The organism is Faecalicatena faecalis, from assembly GCF_012524165.2.
GTDB classification, from domain to species: Bacteria; Bacillota; Clostridia; order Lachnospirales; family Lachnospiraceae; genus Faecalicatena_A; species Faecalicatena_A faecalis.
In genome coordinates, this window is sequence record NZ_JABACJ020000014.1 from 67,394 (window position 1) to 87,362 (window position 19,969).

The following is a 19,969-nucleotide window of genomic DNA, read 5'->3' on the forward strand; positions in this document are numbered from 1 at the left end:
CATGGAAAATGAAAAACTGACTTACATAAATTCAAGGGGCGAGCGGTTAGAGCTGGGAGTAGACAGCGTATACCATTGCAACATAAGTAAAGACGTAGAGGGTATTTCCGGCGTTACGAGCGTCATTTACAGCACAAACAGTATGGGACAGCACGGCGACACTTACGTAGGGCAGCGTATCGAGGCAAGGGACATAGACGTAGTGGGGCATATCAACACACGGGACAAGGCGCAGGCATTGGAACTGCGCCGCCGTATGCTTAAGATATTCAACCCAGAGCTTAGCGCTACGCTGGTGTATGAGTATGGCGGCTTTAAGCGTGTGATTGATTGCAGGGCGTATGGAGAGCCTAAGATACTAAAGAAAGAGGTACTTTATGAGTTTGATTTACAAATAGAGTGCCTTAACCCGTTCTGGCGGGAAGAGGAAGAAACAAAAGAGGATATAGCAAGCTGGGTGGCTGCGTGGCATTTTCCTTGCGTTATCGAAAAGGACAGCACAAAGAGCATGATATACGGATACCGGGCAGAAAGCGTAATAGTGGACTGCTACAACGAGGGCGACGTATCAACAGGAATGAGGATAAGGTTTACAGCACTGGGGACAGTTTCAAACCCGATACTGCTTAATGTGGATACCGAGGAATTTATACAGATTAACGCCACCATGAAAACGGGCGACGTGATAGAGATTAACACGAAGTACGGCAGCAAGGGCGCTAAGCTGATAAGGGACGGCGTAGAAACCGACTATTTCCGCTACATTGATGTAGACAGTACATTTATGCAGCTTGCCATAGGCGACAATATGTTTAGGTATGATGCAGCCAGCGGGGTAAATTCTCTGGAAGTATCCATATTCTACAGCAAGGAATTTTTAGGAGTGTGACGGTATGGAGCTTAGAGTATTCGATAAGACGGTGCAGCCGCTGGGAGCTATAGACGAGCTGGCAAGCCTACTATGGCATACAAAGTATTTTGACGTAGGAACTTTTAGCCTGCTTGCGCCGATTACGGACAATAACAGCCGTTTGCTGGTAGAGGGCAATTTAATAACCAAGCACGACGGGAAAAAGGAAGTAAAGACCGCTGACGGCGGCGTATGGCGCAGGGCAGCGCAGATAACCTACGTACACATTACCAAAGACGAGAACGGCTTAGAGCAGTTAGAGGCACAGGGCTATATGCTTAGCTGGTGGCTTAATAAGCGCTGCATTTATCCGCAGATTGTGGCAACAGGTACAAACCAGTACCTTATAAACCTTATGGTAAAAAACAACTGCGGCAGCGCAGCAGGAACAAAGCGACGTTTTCCATTGTTTACATTTCTGGCGCAGGAAACCATAGACGGCGTGGCGGTTGAATATGCAAACGAGGTATACGCACAACTGGGGCAGGAAGTAAAGGCAAGGGCGCAGGCTGGAAAGCTGGGCTATGACATTCTGCTTAACGAAAGAGAGGGACTGTTTGGCTTTTATCTGTATAAGGGCAATGACCTTACAGCCACAAATACCGAGGGTAACACGCCCTGCATATTTTCAAGAGATTTTGATAATGTCAATGAGCAGGAATATACAGCCAGTATAGAGAACTGCGGCAACTTTATTTATGTGCAGGGAGCAGCTGACGACGACGGCAGCCAGCCAGTAACCACAGTGGACGGCGAGGGCGCAACGGGGCTGGATTTGGTAGAGGTATTCTGCGACGCTACGGACATTGCCAGAAAGTACCAGCAAGGGGAAACAGAGGTAACAATACCGCTGAATACCTATATTGCAATGCTGAAAACGAGAGGCAGCGCAGAGCTGGAAAACTACGGCAAGAACATAAATTTTGTAAGTACCATAAATACAAATTCAAACTTGAAATTTAAGGCTGATTTTGATTTAGGCGACCGTATTACTTGCAAAGAAACCAAGTGGGGCATACAGATAGATGCACGTATTACAGAAGTAACAGAAACATACCAGAAAGGCGAGGAAACCATAGAGGCGACTTTTGGCGACAGCCTGCCGACGCTGGTAGACCAGATTAGGAAAGTGAGGTAGCAGAAATGGCAAACAGCTTACCGTTTAATGCCGTGGCAGTAGACGGAGAGTACGACAGGGTATATAAAGCCGAGGATTGGGCGTGGTACTTTGCTACTTTCATTGCAAACGGCATTTTTCCAAAGCCGAGCGACGGGCTACAGGTGGTAGCTTACAGCGGCATGGAAATAAGAGTAAATGCAGGCTATGCCTTTATAAACGGCTACGCCTTTAGAAATCCTGCAACGCTTAGCGTAACACTGGATACGGCAGAGGGAGCGCTTAACAGGGTGGACAGGGTAGTAGTTCGCTGGGATTTGCCGCAAAGAGATATGTATATTGCGGTGCTGAAAGGCACACCGTCTGCAAAGCCGACAGCAACGGCAGTAACCCGCACTACGGAAATATGGGAGCTTGCACTTGCAGATATTTACGTAGGCAAGGGCGTAACAAGGATACAGACGCAGAATATCACAGACCAGCGGTTTAATAGCGCAGTCTGTGGCATTGTGACGGGAACGGTGGAAGAGATAGACGCAAGCGTGCTTACAAAGCAGTTTACGGACTTTTTCAACACCTACAGCGCAGCCGTGCTGGACGAGTTCAGCGCATATAAGCAGAGTATGGAAAAGTACCTTACAGAGATTGCGGGCGTATATGACAGCTACGTAAGCAAGACAGAGGGTTTATTTGCGCAGTATGAGAGCCAGTTTAACGAAAGATACAGCAGTTTTGAAAGTACACTTGATAACTGGGACAATGAGCTTTTAAGCGCCTATACAGACTTTATGGCAAAAATTAAGCTATTCCAGTCGGACGCTGAAAACGAATTTAACACATGGTTTGAGAGCATCAAGGACAAGCTGGGCGGGGACATAGCAGGCAGCCTGCAACTGCAAATTGAAGAGCTGGCAGCAGCCATGCAGGAAGTGAAAGAGCAGGCAGAGGCAGGCACGAAAGAAACCAAAGAGGCAATAGCAGCGCTGGACGAGCGGCTTAAGAGGGTAGAAAGCGGCTGGGGCATTGACTATAAGCATGACGCTGTACTGGGATTGTGCTACATGGGTGCAGCATATATGAGCCAGCATTACGAAAGAACAGAAGAAACGGCAGTATTAGGGGCTACCTACGTGGGTAATTCCTATCTTGCAAATACATTTTAGAAAGGTGGCAGACTATGAAAGGGTTTCCAAAGGTATTAAAGACAAAAGAGGACTATTACAACTGCCTTGCTATGGTAGCAAGCGGAGAACTGGCAGCAGCAGACTTGCTGGCAAAAATCGAGAGCGCAGAGAACCAGCGCTATATTGAGTGCGGCGTAGCAGCTGTAGAGGAAGAGAAAAAGGCGGTTACGGTATATTACTGCGACGAGGCAGCAGTAGGCATGAAGTTTGTAGCGGGCAGCGTATCCGGCACGGTGCAGGGAGTAACACATATCCAGACTGACGAGGCAGCGGCAGCAGGAGAGGCAGGAAACGACAGAACAGCCCTCACGCTTTCCAAAGCAGTAAAAGCGGGCTGCACGGTAATTGCGCTGGAACGCACAGACACCGTGGCAGGAATGACAACAGACGACATTGCAGCACTGAAAGGAGTATTAAAGCAGTATGAGTAGATTATTAGTGGACGACGTTACAAAGACAGACGCAAGGGCGCTTTTGAATGTAAATAAAATGGCTACAATCAGCGATATTGTAGCACCGAGCAACGAGTACATTTATGCCAGCGGAGCAAATGAGCTGACCGTAGTAGAGGGCTGCGTAATTGCCGTGGGTGGCGCTGGAATTTTCAAGACAGCAAATACCATTCTTACGGCTGCTAATCTGGACGCAGGCAGCGCTTTTGCGGTAGGTAAGGACTATTACGTATATATCTGCGACAGCAGAATTGACAGCGCAGACGAGAAATACGTAATTTCCCTTAACTCTACATACCCGACAGGCTGGAACGCTACAAACAGCCGTAAAATCGGCGGCTTTCATTATGGACGCTGCCGCAAGGTGGACAGAAATTTACAGCCGCTTAATGGCAGCAGTGTTATTTTTGGCACTGGCTGGGAAAGTGCAGTAAGCAACGGCATTGTACCACGTTCTGTATGGACACTGGGACACCGCCCGAAATGCAGCCCAGAGGGTATGGTATATTTAGGCGGCGGCACATGGGTAGATATTTACCTTAATTCTGACGACGGAGCAAAGGGCTTAAAATCAGAGTACGGCTGCGCACCTATGACGGGTACAGAAAGCATGAACTGGTACAACTTTGTAGAACGTCTGGCAAAGAGCGGTAAGCGCCTGCCGAACTATGCGGAGTTTTGCGCTTATGCTTTTGGCAGCCCTGCCGGACTGGATAACGCAAATACAAACGCATGGAGCGCCACCAGCAATACAGGCAGAGGCGTAACGGGCAGCGTAGTAAATGCCGTTTCTTCCGTGGGCGTTGTAGATGCCGTGGGGCGTGTATGGGAATGGCTGGACGAGCTTATTACAAGAGCGGAACACGCAACAAATGCAGACTACCACGCAAGCGTAGCGTGGGGCTGGGACAAGAAAAGCCCATTGAATACAGGCGAGAAGTCTTACGACGTTGGTAACATTTACCAGTATTACGCATATTCTCTGGCGGCGCTGGTAGCGGGCGGCGACTGGAACAGTGGGGCGAATTGCGGCGCTCGTGCCGTGCGTTGCAACGGTTACCCGTGGCTTGTCGATACGGGCGTTGGCGCTCGTGGGGCGTGTGACTCTCTGTAGACGGCGGGCGAAAGCCCAGCCGGATAAACGGGGGTAAGGCATGGACATACAGACAAAAACAGATATTATACACCAGAAAATATACGATTTTCTGCTATATATTTACCCTCTGCTTACGAAGTACCCAAAGTATGAGAAATTCAGTTTACAGACGGCGACCAGAAACGCAATTCTTGAAATGCTGCAAGAGGTTATAAAGTGGGATAAGACGGCGACGAAAAGCCACTTATACACGGTAGATACGGCATTGCAGGAAAGTAAAGAATTGCTGCGGCTGGCGCATGATTTGGAATATAGCGCCATGAACGCACGGCACTACGGCGAGAGCTGCCGCAAGCTGAAAGAAATAGGCGTTATGCTGGGCGAAATGATAGAAGAGGTAAAGACCAGAAAATAGCAGGATATGGGGCAGCTGCTTACTTACAGCCTCTGGCGGCGCTGATAGCGGGCGGCAACTGGAACAATGGGGCGAATTGCGGCGCTCGTGCCGTGAATTGCAACAATTACCCGTGGAATGTCAATACGAACATTGGCGCTCGTGGGGCGTGTGACTTAGTGAGAACATTACAGGCACAGAGTTCTACGGAATACTGGCAAGGACTTAGAAAGGGATAAGACCGAGTGTTTAATATCCTATAGTCAGAGCGGCTGTCCCGCCGTGAGGCAAAGAGAAAAAATACGGCTGCTGGTTAGTAGCTACGGCGAAAGGCAGGAGCTTAATACTTGAAGAGAGTAGGATACATTACCGATAAGGACGGGCGGCACATTACGCTTTTAGAGGCTATGGGCGACTACGGAAACGTACAGAAAGCATATAACAAAGCCAGAAAGTGTAAGCGCCACAGAAAAGACGTACTGATTTTTACGAAAGATAAAGAGGAAAATTTAGACAAGGTGCGGGAAGATATTCTAAACCTTGCCTATGAGCCGAGCGAATACCATTACTTTAAGGTGTACGAACCGAAAGAGCGGCAGATAATGGCACTGCCGTTCTATGACAGGGTGGTACAGCACGCCATAAACAACGTGTTAGAGCCTATATTTGATAAGCGGTTTATATCGCAGTCTTACGCCTGCCGGAAAGATAAAGGTATGCACGCTGCCTCTGATACGCTGCAACGCTGGCTATATGATTGGGACAAGTACCATAAAGACCAGCCGCTATATGCAATCAAAGCAGACATACACCACTACTTCCAGAGCATCACACACGAGATACTTAAGGCAGAGATAAGAAAAGTCATTAAGGACAAGAAAGCGCTTGTACTGATAGACCGGATAATAGACCATAACGGGCAGATGCCAGACGGCATAGGGATACCAGTAGGAAACCTTACAAGCCAGCTGTTTGCTAATATTTATCTCAATAAGTTAGACCAGTACATAAAGCACACGCTGGGCGTTAATGAGTTTGAAAGGTATATGGACGACTTTATAATACTTAACCCAGATAAGGAAAAACTGCGGTACTGGCTGGCAGAGATTGAAAGATTTTTAAGAGACGAACTGCGGTTAGAGCTGAACCCTAAGACGACGATTTTAGCCGCAAAGAATGGCATAGATTTTGTTGGATACAAACACCGTGCAACACATAGGAAAGTAAGACCAGACAGCGTTAAGCGCATCAAGAAAACTATTAAGAAGTACGAAAGAGGAAAGATTACAAAAGAGCAGTTACAAAAGAGTATACAGAGCTGGACGGGACACGCAGGACACGCCGACAGCTATAATTTACAAAAGAAAATAATCATGCTGGCGCAGGCAGCGGAAAAGAAAGGGGGCAGCATTTCATAAATGGCAGGAAACGCCTTACTAAAGACGCTGGAAGAACAGCAGAAAACTATACAGCAGCAAAGTGCGCTGATTGTGGAACTGGTAGAGACGCTGGAACAATGGGAGCAGACGGCGGGCTATGATGCAAGAGAACTGAAAGAAAGGGCAGCAAGGTTGTGGGTAAATGGTGGAGAAACCGAGACAGAATACGGGTAAGCGGAAATGAGGCGCTGGTAGTAGAGCTGGAACGGATTAGAGACGAGGACGACAGACAGAACAAAAGAATTGCAGTTATTGAAGAGGATACAAAAGCGATACATAAGCTGACTGCATCTATCGAAAAGTTAGTGATACAGATGCAGGATATGCTATCAGAACAGAAAGAACAGGGCGAGCGTATCAGACGATTAGAGGAAGAACCGGGGAACGCATGGAACGAAGTAAAGAAAAAAGCCATTAATACCGTTGTAGGGTCGGTGGTTGGTGCGTTGGCAACGGGGCTTATCTACATGATAGCCCAGAATATGTAAAGAAAGGACAAAGTATTATGAAAAAAATTGATTGGGTAAGAAAGTTGACAAGTAGAAAATTATGGACGGCGGTAGCGTCGTTTGTTTCCATGATGATTGTAGCGACTGGCGGCGCAGAAAATACCGCAACGCAGGTAACAGCGTTGATTATGGCGGGAGCGTCTGTAGTGGCTTATATCATTGGCGAGGGGCTTACAGACAGCGCAAACATTGGACTGGAAGAGGGAGAAGTAACCGAAGAGTAAGACAGAGCAGCACGGAGCGCTTGCGGGAAACCGCAGGCGCTTATTTTCGTTCAGAAAGGGCAGAAAGAGTATGAAGAAAATAAACAGACTGATAAGCGGATACAATCATAATCCGGGAAGTATTTCACGCATTAAATACATTGTAATTCATTACGTAGGCGCATTGGGCGGCGCAAAGGAAAATTGCCAGTATTATGCTGGGGGAAACCGTAACGCCTCTGCGCATTATTTTGTAGGGTTTGACGGGGAAATATGGCAGAGCGTAGAGGACGCTAATATAGCGTGGCACTGCGGGGCAAGCAGCTATAAGCATGGGGAGTGCAGAAACGCTAACAGTATCGGTATTGAGCTTTGCGTAAGAAAGAGAAATACAGCCAGCATGGGGGCAACAGATAAAGACTGGTATTTTGAGGACGCAACGGTAGAGGCTGCGGCAGAACTGACACGATATTTAATGGATAAGTACAATGTGCCTGCGTCTCATGTTATCCGGCATTATGACGTTACGGGTAAGATTTGCCCGAACCCGTATGTATATAATACAACAGCACATACATGGGACGAGTTTAAGAAGAAAATCAGCGGAGCGGTAGCGCCTGCCATTAAAAAGCTGTACCGTGTGCGCAAGAGCTGGAAAGATGCAGCAAGCCAGCTGGGAGCGTTTGAAGAACTGGAAAACGCAAAGAAAGCGTGCAAAGTTGGGTATACCGTCTACGATTGGAACGGCAAAGCGGTATATCCGAAAACGAGCGAAAGCAAGCCGGATACTGGGAACGTACAAGAAAAAGAAATATGGGACTTTTTCACGAAAAAAGGGTTAAATGCCTATGCGGTGGCTGGCTTAATGGGAAATCTGTTTGCGGAAAGTGGGCTTAATCCATGTAATTTACAGAATACCTATAATAATAAGCTGGGAATGGGAGACGAAGAGTATACAAAAGCTGTAGACGCTGGCAGTTACGGAAATTTTGTAAATGATAGTGCAGGCTATGGGCTGGCGCAGTGGACTTTTTACACCAGAAAGCAGGCACTTTTTGATTATGCGAAAGCTGCGGGCGTGTCTATTGGAAACCTTGCTATGCAGCTTGCCTTTTTGTGGGAAGAATTGCAGGGGTACAAGTCTGTTATGGATACTCTGAAAAATGCAACGTCTGTACGTGCTGCGTCTGATGCGGTGCTTACTGGGTACGAAAAGCCAGCAGACCAGAGCGAAAACGTAAAGAAACAGCGGGCAGGATATGGCGACGGATACTATAGAAAATACGCAGGGGGAGCGGTAGCGCCTGCCATTAAAAAGCTGTACCGTGTGCGCAAGAGCTGGAAAGATGCAACAAGCCAGCTGGGAGCGTTTGAAGAACTGGAAAACGCAAAGAACGCCTGCAAAGAGGGGTATACAGTCTATGACTGGGACGGAAAGGCGGTATACAGTAAGCAGACAACAAAGAAACTGCCGTATAAAGTGCAGATTGACGTAGACGACCTTAGAATAAGAACGGGAGCGGGCACAGGTTACGCAGTAACGGGAGAATATACGGGCAGAGGTGTATTTACGATTGTGGAAGAAAAGGCAGGAAAGGGAAGTACGGCAGGCTGGGGAAAGCTGAAAAGCGGCGCTGGCTGGGTAAGTCTTGATTACTGCACAAAGCTGGTATAAGTGTTTGGGCGTGTCGGTTTATGTGCGGCACGCCCTTATTTTTTTACATATTTTCTTTGAAAAGCGTTGACAATATACCAAAGCTGGTATATAATTAAAACATGGAAAGGAGAAAAGAACAAATAAACGCAAAGCGTTAGAAAGGAGAAACGGCGCAATGGGTAAGAAAAAGAAACATAAGAAAAAGCCTATCAAGTGGCAAGATTTGGCAGTCAATGCACTAATAGACTTAATCGTAGGAACGATACTTATTATAATAGATAAGCTATTAAATTGAGTATCCGGTGGGCGAAAGCCCACCACCTACTTAAAATATATCATAAACCCAAAGCCGAGTAAAGAGCATGATTTTGAAGTTAGGCATATTTTTAGTAGCCGTAGGGCTGGTAAAGCTACTGGTAGCGCTGGCAATGAGAGCGAAAGAGAAAAGAGGTAAAGAATGATAGGCGAAAATATAAGAGCAGCAAGAAAGGCAGCAGGCGTTTCACAGAAAGAACTTGCGGAACGCCTGCAAGTACATCAAAAGGATATTAGCCGCTGGGAGAACGGGGCGCACGTACCAACAGTAGAAATGCTGGTAAAAATTTGTAGAGAGCTTAACGCATCTGCTGACAAAATTTTAGAATTGGGAGATTGTAGCAATGTACAGAAATGGAACGAAAGAAAATTTGATAGAGATATTGCAAACAATTAGAGACAGAGTAATAGTTACTGGAAGTTACGCATATGGAACACAAACAGAATATAGCGATATTGATTTATACGTGAAAGAAAAGCCAGAGGAATTAGTGGATTGCGAGGCAGAATATGTAGAGGATACTTATGTAAGAGAATTGATAAGATATTTTGAAAGCATGGGGTACAAATGGAGCAGTTGCATGATAGAAAGTTTTGAAGTGGACGACACTTATATACCGCTGGAATTTTCGGCACTTTACAGCATAGAGGGGCAAACATACGAAATAGAAATACTGGGAGTAAAGATGCAAGCGGCAAAAAGCACGCACACAAGCGAAAAATATTTGAATGGACAAAAAAGAAACAGGTAAGAGAAAGGGGTTTACTATGGCAAAGAAACAAATTATTTTATTGGGAGTAGCCGCATTATTTGCAGTAAGTGGAGTAGTTGCGCTGCCGTCCGGGAATGTCACGGGCGGGGTAGGCTGTCTGGTAATTGCCGCAGTATGCGCATTTGCGGGAGCGAAAGGAAAAGCAGGGCAGCAGGCAGATAAAAAAACAGTGTCACACGTTGCGCCTGCATCTGCAAATGAGCGGATAGCAGAGACGATACGCACAAAATTAGTGGGTGTTACTTATGACAATGAGGACGGAGAAAACAGACAAGACATTTTAAGCAGCATGACGGGAGACGAAGAGGTAGAGGTAGAAAAATATATCTTTAATGGAGAGCCTGCCGCATATGTGAAATGTGGTAATAAGGTGCTGGGAAACCTTGCAGCAGAGCTGGCAAAGGATTTGGCAGAAAAATACCCAGATGCCCGGTACACCGCAGAAATACTGGAAATTTCTGGGGGGGGGGGTACATACGTTCGGGTGCAATATTGAGTTAGATGTTATTGTAGAAGAACGACAAAAAGAACAGCAGCCAGCAGGAGAAACAATAGTATACGTAGACCAAAGCAGCAAGAAGTACCATAGTAAGCCTACTTGCTCTGGCATGAAAAATGCAAAGGGCATACCACTAAGCCAAGCGAAAAAGAAATATACAGCTTGTAAGAAATGCTGCAAATGGGGATAAGAGCGTAAGCCGCAGACTTGTAAAAGAGTTTGCGGCTTTTCGTCGTATATAGAACAAAAGAGAGGTAGAGAAAATGGCAAAGGGCTTTAAGCATCTGACAAAGGCGGATAGGATAAAAATAGAGGCGTTATTAAAGGCAGGACACAGCATAAAGGAAATTGCAGACCTACTGCACGTACACCGCAGCACGATATACAGAGAAGTAAAGCGGGGGATATTTACGGCGCTCAATTCAGACCTTACGACAGAGGAACGCTATAGCCCAGATATTGCCGACGATAAGTATAGAGAAAATTTGAAAAGTAAGGGCGGGGTACTTAAAATAGGGAATGACATAAAACTTGCGAATTACATAGAGGACAAAATAATAAATGAAGATTATAGCCCAGCAGCGGTACTGGGAGAAATTAAGGCGCAGGGAAAAGAGGGGGAATTTAAAACAACGATATGCGTAACCACTCTTTACAGCTATATTGATAAGGGGATATTTTTAAGGCTGACAAATAAAAATCTGCCAGTGAAGAAAAATAAAAAGCGGAAATATAACAAAGTGGATAAGCAACAGACCAGAGCGGCAGCAGGCACAAGCATTGAAAAGCGCCCGGACGAGGTGGAAGAGCGTAAGGAGTTTGGACATTGGGAAATGGACAGCGTAATAGGTAAACGTGGAAAATCAAAAAATAGTCTGCTTGTACTGACGGAAAGAAAGACCAGAGCGGAAATTATTTTTAAGCTGCCAGAACACACGGCAGCAGAGGTAGTAAGCGCAGTAGACAGATTAGAGAGAAAATGGGGAGAACTATTTAAGCAAGTATTTAAGACGATAACAGTAGACAACGGCAGCGAGTTTGCATATTGCGAGGAATTGGAGCGCTCTATATTGAAAGAGGGCGAACAACGGACAAAGCTATATTATTGCCACCCGTATAGCAGTTGGGAACGTGGGACAAATGAGGTTACAAATAAACTGGTGCGCCGGAAGATACCAAAAGGGGAAAACTTTGACAGCAAGACTGACGAAGAGATACAGAATATAGAAAACTGGATAAACAACTATCCACGCCGGATACATAAATATAGGACAGCAGGGGAATTATTCACGGAAGAGGTAAGAAAAATAGGATAGAAAAAAATTTAAAAAAGTGTCGCATTTAATATTGACATTTTTAAGAAATCAATACTTTATGAGAAATAACGGTTGTATGGGAAGGGAAGAGTCGTTATAATAATTCTATACTTTAAACTCATCAGGAAAGCAGCGAAGCGGATTTAGAATATCCGCTTTGACGTTTTGAAGCCGGGAAGAAAGGAGGGAGCATTATGAAGCGTAAGTGTTTTAAACTGTCAGCATGTCTATTACTGGCTCTCATCAAGCTCCTTTGTTCGTTCGGCACTGGCCGGGAGAAGCTTTTATCTGCATACGATCAGGCACCTATCCACGCCTGTGGAGACACTGTGGAGAACCAAAGCCTGGATTCTTCCGCCCGGCACATTGCAGGGATTCCAGATAGTGCCCTGTCTCCAGAGTCAGGGGACACAGCGTTGATAAAAACAGGCAGTCTTAAGGAGGAGTCCGCAGAGTCTGTTGTATTTTTGCTCGGTATTTTTGTGGTTGTTGAAATCTTCCATTTTCTTTTGGACGGCAGGCCATGGGCCGCTGTCTGTTCTATCTGCATGCGATTCGTGGAACGTACCATGCGTCAGATTCAGATTCTCCAATTATTCGATGGAAAAAGGAAAGGGTTCTCTCATTCTTAGCAAAGTAATCATAGAAGAGGAGGACTCATTTTGAAAGTAAATAAAAGAAATATATGGATTGTGCTGTGTGTGATAGCAGTATTTCTTTATGCTGCCATTTTTGGACTGGGCAGCGGCTTGAAGGGAGCCATGGATATGCGGTTCGGAATCGATATCCGCGGCGGAGTAGAGGCAGTTTTTGAGCCGGATGGGGTGAAAGGTACGCCCTCGGCGCAGGATATGGAGTCGGCCAGGATTGTCATTGAGAACAGGCTGGATGCACAGAATATCCTGGACCGTGAGGTGACGGTCGACAAGGATCATGGAGATATCATCGTCAGATTTCCATGGAAATCCGATGAAAAGGAGTTTAACCCGGAGGCAGCAATCGCGGAACTTGGTGAGACGGCCAGACTGACCTTTCAAGATGCCAAGGGAAAGGTTCTCGTAGAAGGGCAGCATATCAAGGACAGCCAGGTCGTACGGAACAAACAGACCAATGCCTATGAGGTTTCTCTTGAGTTCGATAAAACCGGGGCAAAAGAATTTTATGAGGCAACGAAAGAACTGACCGGGCAGCCCATGGGAATCTATATGGATGATGAGCAGATTTCTAATCCCGTCGTACAGGGGCCCATTCAGGGGGGCGAGGCGGTCATCAATGGGATGAAGTCTCAGGAGGATGCAAAGGCACTCTCAGACAAGATCAATGCCGGGGCGCTGCCGTTTTCTTTAAAGACAACAAATTATAATACAATCAGCCCGACACTGGGGAGTGGGGCGCTAAAGGCTATGGTCATGGCAGCAGGAACCGCATTTGCCCTGGTGTGCCTTTTTATGATTTTTTACTACCGTCTGCCGGGATTTATTGCCTGTCTGGCTCTGATTTTCCAGATGAGCCTGCAAGTGCTGGCTTTGTCAGTTCCACAGTACACCTTGACTCTTCCCGGAATTGCAGGTCTGATCCTGTCGCTGGGGATGGCCGTGGATGCGAATGTCATCATCAGTGAACGGATAGGAGAAGAGCTGCAGCACGGGACCAGCCTGAAATCTGCGGTGAGGCGGGGATACAAAAATGCCTTTTCCTCTGTGCTGGACGGGAATATAACGACAGCGGCAGTTGCAGTGATTTTGATGATTTTTGGTTCGGGAACGATGTTAAGCTTTGGATATACTCTTCTGACAGGTGTTCTGATCAACCTTTTAGCAGGGGTATGGCTGTCAAGAGTGATGCTGAGTTCCATCATTCTCTATCCAAGATTCCAGAATCCGAAGTTGTTCTATGTGAAAAAAGTCCGTAAGACCATCGACTTCCTCGGGAAAAGAAAAATCATCTTTCTCTTTACCGCTGTGGTCCTGACAACTGGTACCATCATAAGCGCCGTGCGCGGCGTGACTCTGGATACCCAGTTTACCGGAGGGGTCATCTTAAAATATACTTGTGAGGGCTCTCCAGATACAGAAAAGACTGCCGCCGCTGTGGAACGGGCCATACGAAGGCCGGTAAGTGCCCAGGCAGGAGAGGATTTTGTATCCGGTCAGAAAAAGTTGGTTCTGAATCTGGGCGGCAATCAGGGGATGACGCCGAAAGAACAGGAGAAGGTACTGAAAACAATCCGGGCAACGGATGCAAAACAGAATTACCAATCTTCCGAGTCCTATGCAGTGGAACCTTATATCGGGGCAAGGGCATTGAAGAATTCAGCTCTGGCGATTGTACTGGCGGCTTTATTTATCGTCGTTTATATCAAGTTCCGCTTTTCCGCCTTGTCGGGCCTGTCAGCGGGCGTTTCTGGAGTAATTGCGCTGATTCATGACGTATTTATTGTATTTCTCGTATTCGGAGTATGCAAGATTCCGCTGAATGATGCATTCGTGTCAGTTACCCTGACGATCATTGGCTACTCGATCAATGATACTATCGTCTTATATGACAGAATCAGGGAACATATGAGAGAACATTCGAAGGAAGGAATCGTGCCGCTGGTGAACATAAGTATCACAGAGACTCTCGGAAGGTCCATTAATACCGCATTCACGACGGTGTTGTGCGTTGCCATCGTACTGATTTTTGCAGTGGTCTATAACATAGAGTCCATCAAAATATTTGCACTTCCTATGCTGGTCGGAATGATCAGCGGCTGTTATTCCTCCATTTGTATCGCAAGTGCTGTATGGGTGACCTGGAAAAATAGGAAAAAATAGAATGCCCTTAGGTTCCTTAAATTTTCTTAAAGAAAAATTCCTTATGTTGCGAAAATTGTTGAAAAATGATATTATGTCTTGGTATGTATACAATGACAGCAATGATACGAATTGATAGAATAAAGAAATGGAAGGGGCAGAACCAATGGGCCAAAAAAACATGAGTGATAGTGAGCAAGAAGCGTATAGGAGGGAACAGGCCGCAAAGCGCCGCAGGATGGAAGCCAGACAGGGCGCAGGCGGTGAGCCAGCAAAGCCAGGAACATCTGGAAAACGCAGGCCAAAACCTGGAGCCGGGGAAAGTAATGGGGGAGCAAAGCGCGTGAACAAAGGTGGAGCAAAGAGAGGTCCTGACAGGGGCGGCTTGGACGCAGCAAAGGGAGGTTCCGGCAGAGGCTCAGCCAAAGCAAATCCGGGCAGACCTGGAACATCCAAAGGGAATCCGAACAGGCCAGGCGGCAAGGCAAATTCAGGCAGACCGTCAGGCGGCGGACCAAAGAATGGCCCGAAAGGCGGACCAAAGAGCGGACCGAACAGAAATGCAGGCACCAGGAATGCAAAGGGAAGAAAAAATGCGTCTAATAAAGTGAGCAAACAGGTCGGAATCATTTTATGCGGAATCCAATTCGCGGTGACGCTCGTATTCATTGCAGCACTGTTCATCCTGAATATGCTGCCAATGAAATATCTGGGAATCATTATCGGGGTATTGGCTTTCTTATGGATCATTCCGCTGGTGAGCCAGTTGATCTCTAAGAAAAAGGCGATTGCCGGAAAAGTACTGAGCGTATTGATGTCCATCGTGCTGGTGTTCGGTTCTTATTATATCTTTAAGACGAACGGAACGGTCAAGGCGATCAGCGGTGGAGATAAGAAGGTAGATAAGATGGTGGTCGCTGTTTTATCCAGTGATCCGGCAGAGACCATCGATGATGCGAAGAAGTATAATTTTGGTGTCCAGTATGCCTTAAAGGGTGACGATATGAGAGCCACTATTGAAGAAATCAATAGTGAGACGGGAAGAGATATTGCTACCGTAGAGTATAAGAGCCTGAACGAACAGGCAGAGGCACTGCATGACGGGGATGTCAGCGCAATCATTTACAATGATGCTTACACCTTGATTCTGGAAGAGTCCTTTGAGGGATTCAGCGACAGCATCAAGATTATTTACTCCCATGAGATCACAAGCAAGCTGGTCAATAAGGCGGCAGATGTCAAGGTCGATGACGACTGCTTTACCGTATACATCAGTGGTATCGACGTATTCGGAGCCATTGAGACGAACAGCCGAAGCGATGTGAATATGATCGCGGTCGTGAATCCAACGACACATCAGATCCTGCTTGTTACGACACCACGTGATTTCTATGTAGAAATCCCTGGAATATCAGGCGGGCAAAAGGATAAACTAACTCATGCAGGTATTTATGGAGTGGATGCTTCTATGGCCACATTGTCATCACTGTATGATACAGAGATTGATTTTTATGCAAGGGTGAACTTCACATCTCTGATTGAGATGGTAGATGCACTGGGCGGGGTTGATGTGGATTCAGAGCAATCCTTCACCACCAGTGATGATTCCGGGCTGGTCATGAATGTAGCACAGGGCATGAACCACTTCAACGGAAAACAGGCATTGGCATTCTCGCGTGAGAGATATAACGTGGATGGCGGCGATTTCCAGAGAGGAAGGAACCAGCAGGCTGTCATCACGGCGATGATCAAGAAGGCAATCTCACCTGCGATCCTCACAGGGGCGAACGGCCTGTTGAGCAGTGTGAGCGGAAATGTGGATACGAATATGTCCCAGGAACAGATTCAGGAATTGATCAAGAGCCAGCTTGCAGAAGGGGCAGCATGGAATATCAAGTCCATGTCCGCCGAAGGAACGGGCGATGAGCAGGAATGCTACTCCTCACCAGGTAATATGTTATATGTAACACAGCCGGATATGAATTCTATTACGGCCATCAAACAGGCAATCGACGCTGTTGAGAAGGGCGAGACTCTTCCTGATTCCGTAGTTGCCGAATAAATCTGATGATACAGAGGAAGAAGATATGATGAAATTAATAAAAAAGTGGGACTTATCAATCATTTATAAAATATGTTTAGTGCTGCTCGATATTGCGTTTATAAATATCAGCTCCTTTTTGGCACTGTGGGTCCGCTTTAACATGCATATCTCAGAGATACCAATTGAATATTACACATCTGTCTGGGATGTGGCCATTGCAAATACGATCGTTACTGTCGGGATCTTCGCGGTCTTCCGGCTCTATACGAGCCTGTGGCGGTTCGCGAGCATTAAGGAGCTGGTCTACATCATAGAGGCATGTGCAATATCCGTGCTGTTTAATATTTTAGCTTATTTTTTGACTTACAAGATCATCTACAGAAGCTATTTCCTGCTTTATGCGACAGCTCTGTTTCTGCTGACCTGCGTAAGCAGGTTCTCCTACCGGCTGATGCGTCTTTTGTACCGTGGAAATATTCACGGACGCCATGTGCGCAATACCATGATCATTGGTGCCGGGGAGGCCTGCAACGTCGTCATGAAGGAATTGGAGCTGAGCACAGAGCTGGATGCGAAGATCTGCTGTGTGATCGACGATAATCCAAGAAAACATGGGACTTATATCCATGGAGTGAAGGTCGTTGGCGGTAGAAATGAGATTTTAAAGTATGCAGAAAAATATGGAATCAACGAAGTCATTATTGCAATCCCAAGTGCGGACAAAAGAGAGCGTCAGAAGATATTGGAGATTTGTCAGAAGATACCGGGCTGTGAGCTTAAGATTCTCCCGGGGGTCTACCAGTTGGTAAATGGAGAGGTCAGTGTATCCAAACTGCGCAATGTGGAGATCGAGGATCTCCTTGGCAGAGACCCAATTCAGATCACCACAGAGAAGATCGGGCGTTATGTGTCTGATAAGGTCGTATTGATCACAGGCGGCGGTGGAAGCATCGGAAGTGAGCTGTGCCGACAGATTGCAGCGAACGGAGTGAAGCAGCTGATTATCTTTGATATATATGAGAATAATGCTTATGATATCCAGCAGGAATTAAAGTCCAAATACCCAAATCTGGATCTGGTCGTCTTAATTGGTTCCGTGCGCAATGGACGTAAGGTCAACAGCGTATTCGAGAAGTACCGTCCAGATATTGTCTATCATGCGGCTGCACACAAGCATGTGCCGCTGATGGAGGACAGCCCGAATGAGGCGGTCAAGAACAATGTATTCGGAACTTATAAAGTCGCACTGGCATCGGACCGTTACGGGGTAGAGAAGTTTGTTCTGATCTCCACGGACAAGGCAGTCAATCCTACGAATATCATGGGAGCGACGAAGAGAATGTGCGAGATGATCATCCAGGTATTCAACAATCGTTCCAGGACAGAATATGTTGCTGTCCGGTTCGGAAATGTGCTGGGAAGCAACGGAAGCGTTATTCCGCTGTTCAAGAGACAGATTGAAGAAGGCGGTCCAGTGACAGTGACGCACCCGGAGATCATCCGTTACTTTATGACCATCCCCGAAGCTGTATCACTTGTTCTGCAGGCAGGAGCCAGTGCCAAGGGCGGGGAAATCTTCGTGCTGGATATGGGGCAGCCGGTAAAAATCGTAGATCTTGCAAAGAACCTGATTCGTCTTTCCGGCTATACCCTGGGGGTCGATATTGAGATTAAATATACCGGATTACGTCCGGGGGAAAAATTATATGAAGAGCTTTTGATGGCGGAGGAAGGCCTTGAGAACACGGAAAATGATAAGATTCATATTGGTAAGCCGATTGAGTTCGACGAGGAAGAGTTTTTGAGGGACCTGGAGGATCTGTACAGAGAAGCGTATGCGGAAACAGATCAGATGAAGCGGATCGTTCACAAGATCGTGCCGACCTATCATCTGCGTGAGGCGGATATTATCCGTGACCAGCAGATTCAGGCTGGATGGAAGAAGGAATTTACAGATACAAGCTCCAATCTGCCGAGTGCATTCCTGAACAGAAGCGTGGCAGATAACGAGGTAGAAAAAAGTTCATAGTATCAGAGAGGAAAGAGGACAGGAGACGATGAAAGTACCATTTTCACCACCGGATATTACAGAGGAGGAAATCGCAGAGGTTGCAAAAACCCTTCGGAGCGGATGGATCACAACAGGTCCGCGGACAAAAGAATTTGAGCGTCAGATCGCGCAGTTTGTTGGGACAGGACGGGCAGTCTGCCTGAATTCAGCAACGGCTTGTCTGGAGCAGACGCTCAGAGTCATGGGAATCGGGCCAGGAGATGAGGTCATCACGACAGCATATACGTATACGGCTACATGCAGTTGTATCTGCCATGTGGGAGCAACTCCAGTACTTGTGGATACGCTGCCCGGGTCCTTTGATATGGATCCGCAGAAGGTGCGCGAAGCTGTGACGGAACGCACCAAGGCAGTGATCTGTGTGGACCTGGCCGGTATCATATATGATCGGTATGATGAAATTTTTCAGATCGCTGAAGAGAAAAGAGAACTGTTCCATCCGGCCAATGAACGCCAGGAAGCACTGGGCAGGATTCTGGTCATGGCGGATGCAGCACATGCATTCGGGGCGGAACGGGAAGGCAGAAGATGTGGTCAAATCGCAGATTTCACTTGTTTTTCTTTTCATGCAGTCAAGAACCTGACGACTGCCGAGGGAGGCGCGGTTACCTGGTCCCATGCAGTTACGGATGTGGGAATTGACAGCGAAGAGCTGTATCGCGAGTATATGCTTTTATCCCTGCATGGCCAGTCCAAGGATGCTTTGGCAAAGACACAGGCAGGAGCATGGGAATATGATATTGTGGCACCATATTATAAATGCAATATGACAGATATCATGGCGGCGATCGGTCTGGTCCAGCTCAAACGGTATCCAGAAATTCTGCGGCGCAGAGAGGCATTGATCCGGCAGTATGACGCTGCCTTAGAAGGCTGCCCGGTCGAGGTGCTTAACCACTATGGGGAGTCGCATAGGTCCAGTGGACATCTATATCTAGTACGTGTGCTTGACAAAACGCGTGAAGAATGTAACAATATGATTACAAAAATGGCGGAGGCGGGGATTGCGACAAATGTCCATTATAAGCCTCTCCCGATGCTGAGCGCATACAAGAATATGGGCTTTGACATCCAGGATTTTCCGAATGCCTATGCGCAGTTTGCAAATGAGATCACACTGCCGCTGCATACATGTCTGACAGATGAGCAGGTTCGGTTTGTGGCAGATACATTGATTATGGAGATGGGATAGGAG

At 46.8% G+C, this 19,969-nt stretch carries 20 protein-coding genes; all 20 read left to right on the top strand.

What is annotated here, in order from left to right; translation table 11 throughout:
• The first annotated feature begins 1 nt into the window (after position 1).
• The 20 genes from HGO97_RS14540 (at position 2) to HGO97_RS14640 (ending at position 19,966) form a co-directional block, all read left to right on the top strand.
• A complete protein-coding gene (locus tag HGO97_RS14540) occupies positions 2-889 on the top strand; it encodes a phage tail family protein (RefSeq protein ID WP_003023324.1) in 888 nt (295 codons plus the stop codon).
• A gap of 4 nt (positions 890-893) precedes the next feature.
• Positions 894-2,048 (top strand): siphovirus ReqiPepy6 Gp37-like family protein, encoded by a 1,155-nt coding sequence (locus HGO97_RS14545; protein WP_129879522.1) that lies wholly within the window; start codon positions 894-896, stop codon positions 2,046-2,048.
• Between the two features lie 5 nt (positions 2,049-2,053).
• A complete protein-coding gene (locus HGO97_RS14550; protein WP_003023320.1) occupies positions 2,054-3,190 on the top strand; it encodes a hypothetical protein in 1,137 nt (378 codons plus the stop codon).
• Between the two features lie 14 nt (positions 3,191-3,204).
• The gene (locus HGO97_RS14555) at positions 3,205-3,642 is read left to right on the top strand and encodes a hypothetical protein (RefSeq protein ID WP_003023317.1); all 438 of its coding nucleotides are present in this window, start codon (positions 3,205-3,207) and stop codon (positions 3,640-3,642) included.
• Complete coding sequence (locus HGO97_RS14560) at positions 3,635-4,777, top strand: phage major tropism determinant (RefSeq protein ID WP_216243018.1); 1,143 nt, start codon at positions 3,635-3,637, stop codon at positions 4,775-4,777. Before HGO97_RS14555 ends, HGO97_RS14560 begins: the two co-directional genes overlap by 8 nt.
• A 40-nt stretch (positions 4,778-4,817) precedes the next feature.
• Positions 4,818-5,174, top strand: coding sequence for a diversity-generating retroelement protein Avd (gene avd / locus HGO97_RS14565; protein ID WP_216243019.1), 357 nt, complete (start codon positions 4,818-4,820; stop codon positions 5,172-5,174).
• 326 nt (positions 5,175-5,500) lie between these two features.
• The gene (locus HGO97_RS14570) at positions 5,501-6,571 is read left to right on the top strand and encodes a reverse transcriptase domain-containing protein (protein ID WP_216243020.1); all 1,071 of its coding nucleotides are present in this window, start codon (positions 5,501-5,503) and stop codon (positions 6,569-6,571) included.
• A complete protein-coding gene (locus tag HGO97_RS14575; RefSeq protein ID WP_216243021.1) occupies positions 6,572-6,766 on the top strand; it encodes a hypothetical protein in 195 nt (64 codons plus the stop codon).
• Positions 6,727-7,080, top strand: coding sequence for a hypothetical protein (locus HGO97_RS14580; protein ID WP_216243022.1), 354 nt, complete (start codon positions 6,727-6,729; stop codon positions 7,078-7,080). Before HGO97_RS14575 ends, HGO97_RS14580 begins: the two co-directional genes overlap by 40 nt.
• Positions 7,081-7,097: 17 nt before the next feature.
• Positions 7,098-7,325 carry a hypothetical protein gene (locus HGO97_RS14585; protein ID WP_173724502.1) on the top strand — a complete coding sequence of 76 codons (228 nt, stop codon included), beginning with the start codon at positions 7,098-7,100 and terminating at the stop codon, positions 7,323-7,325.
• A 70-nt stretch (positions 7,326-7,395) separates the two neighbouring features.
• Entirely contained in the window at positions 7,396-8,979 is a 1,584-nt protein-coding gene (locus HGO97_RS14595; RefSeq protein ID WP_246597462.1) for a phage tail tip lysozyme, read from the top strand.
• A gap of 439 nt (positions 8,980-9,418) precedes the next feature.
• Positions 9,419-9,673, top strand: coding sequence for a helix-turn-helix domain-containing protein (locus HGO97_RS14600; protein ID WP_216243023.1), 255 nt, complete (start codon positions 9,419-9,421; stop codon positions 9,671-9,673).
• Entirely contained in the window at positions 9,621-10,028 is a 408-nt protein-coding gene (locus HGO97_RS14605) for a nucleotidyltransferase domain-containing protein (RefSeq protein ID WP_216243025.1), read from the top strand. The genes HGO97_RS14600 and HGO97_RS14605 overlap by 53 nt, the downstream gene beginning before the upstream one ends.
• 16 nt (positions 10,029-10,044) lie before the next feature.
• Positions 10,045-10,545, top strand: coding sequence for a hypothetical protein (locus HGO97_RS14610; protein WP_216243027.1), 501 nt, complete (start codon positions 10,045-10,047; stop codon positions 10,543-10,545).
• Between the two features lie 266 nt (positions 10,546-10,811).
• On the top strand, positions 10,812-11,864 hold the full coding sequence (locus HGO97_RS14615; protein ID WP_216243029.1) for an IS30 family transposase: 1,053 nt from the start codon (positions 10,812-10,814) through the stop codon (positions 11,862-11,864).
• A 194-nt stretch (positions 11,865-12,058) separates the two neighbouring features.
• Positions 12,059-12,496, top strand: a complete 438-nt coding sequence (locus tag HGO97_RS14620) for a hypothetical protein (RefSeq protein WP_216243032.1) — start codon at positions 12,059-12,061, stop codon at positions 12,494-12,496.
• Positions 12,497-12,526: 30 nt separating this feature from the next.
• Positions 12,527-14,680 carry a protein translocase subunit SecD gene (gene secD / locus HGO97_RS14625; protein WP_216243034.1) on the top strand — a complete coding sequence of 718 codons (2,154 nt, stop codon included), beginning with the start codon at positions 12,527-12,529 and terminating at the stop codon, positions 14,678-14,680.
• 145 nt (positions 14,681-14,825) lie between these two features.
• The gene (locus HGO97_RS14630; RefSeq protein WP_246597463.1) at positions 14,826-16,721 is read left to right on the top strand and encodes an LCP family glycopolymer transferase; all 1,896 of its coding nucleotides are present in this window, start codon (positions 14,826-14,828) and stop codon (positions 16,719-16,721) included.
• Positions 16,722-16,746: 25 nt separating this feature from the next.
• The gene (locus HGO97_RS14635) at positions 16,747-18,732 is read left to right on the top strand and encodes a polysaccharide biosynthesis protein (RefSeq protein WP_216243037.1); all 1,986 of its coding nucleotides are present in this window, start codon (positions 16,747-16,749) and stop codon (positions 18,730-18,732) included.
• Between the two features lie 28 nt (positions 18,733-18,760).
• Positions 18,761-19,966 carry a DegT/DnrJ/EryC1/StrS family aminotransferase gene (locus HGO97_RS14640; RefSeq protein WP_216243039.1) on the top strand — a complete coding sequence of 402 codons (1,206 nt, stop codon included), beginning with the start codon at positions 18,761-18,763 and terminating at the stop codon, positions 19,964-19,966.
• Positions 19,967-19,969: the final 3 nt, after the last annotated feature.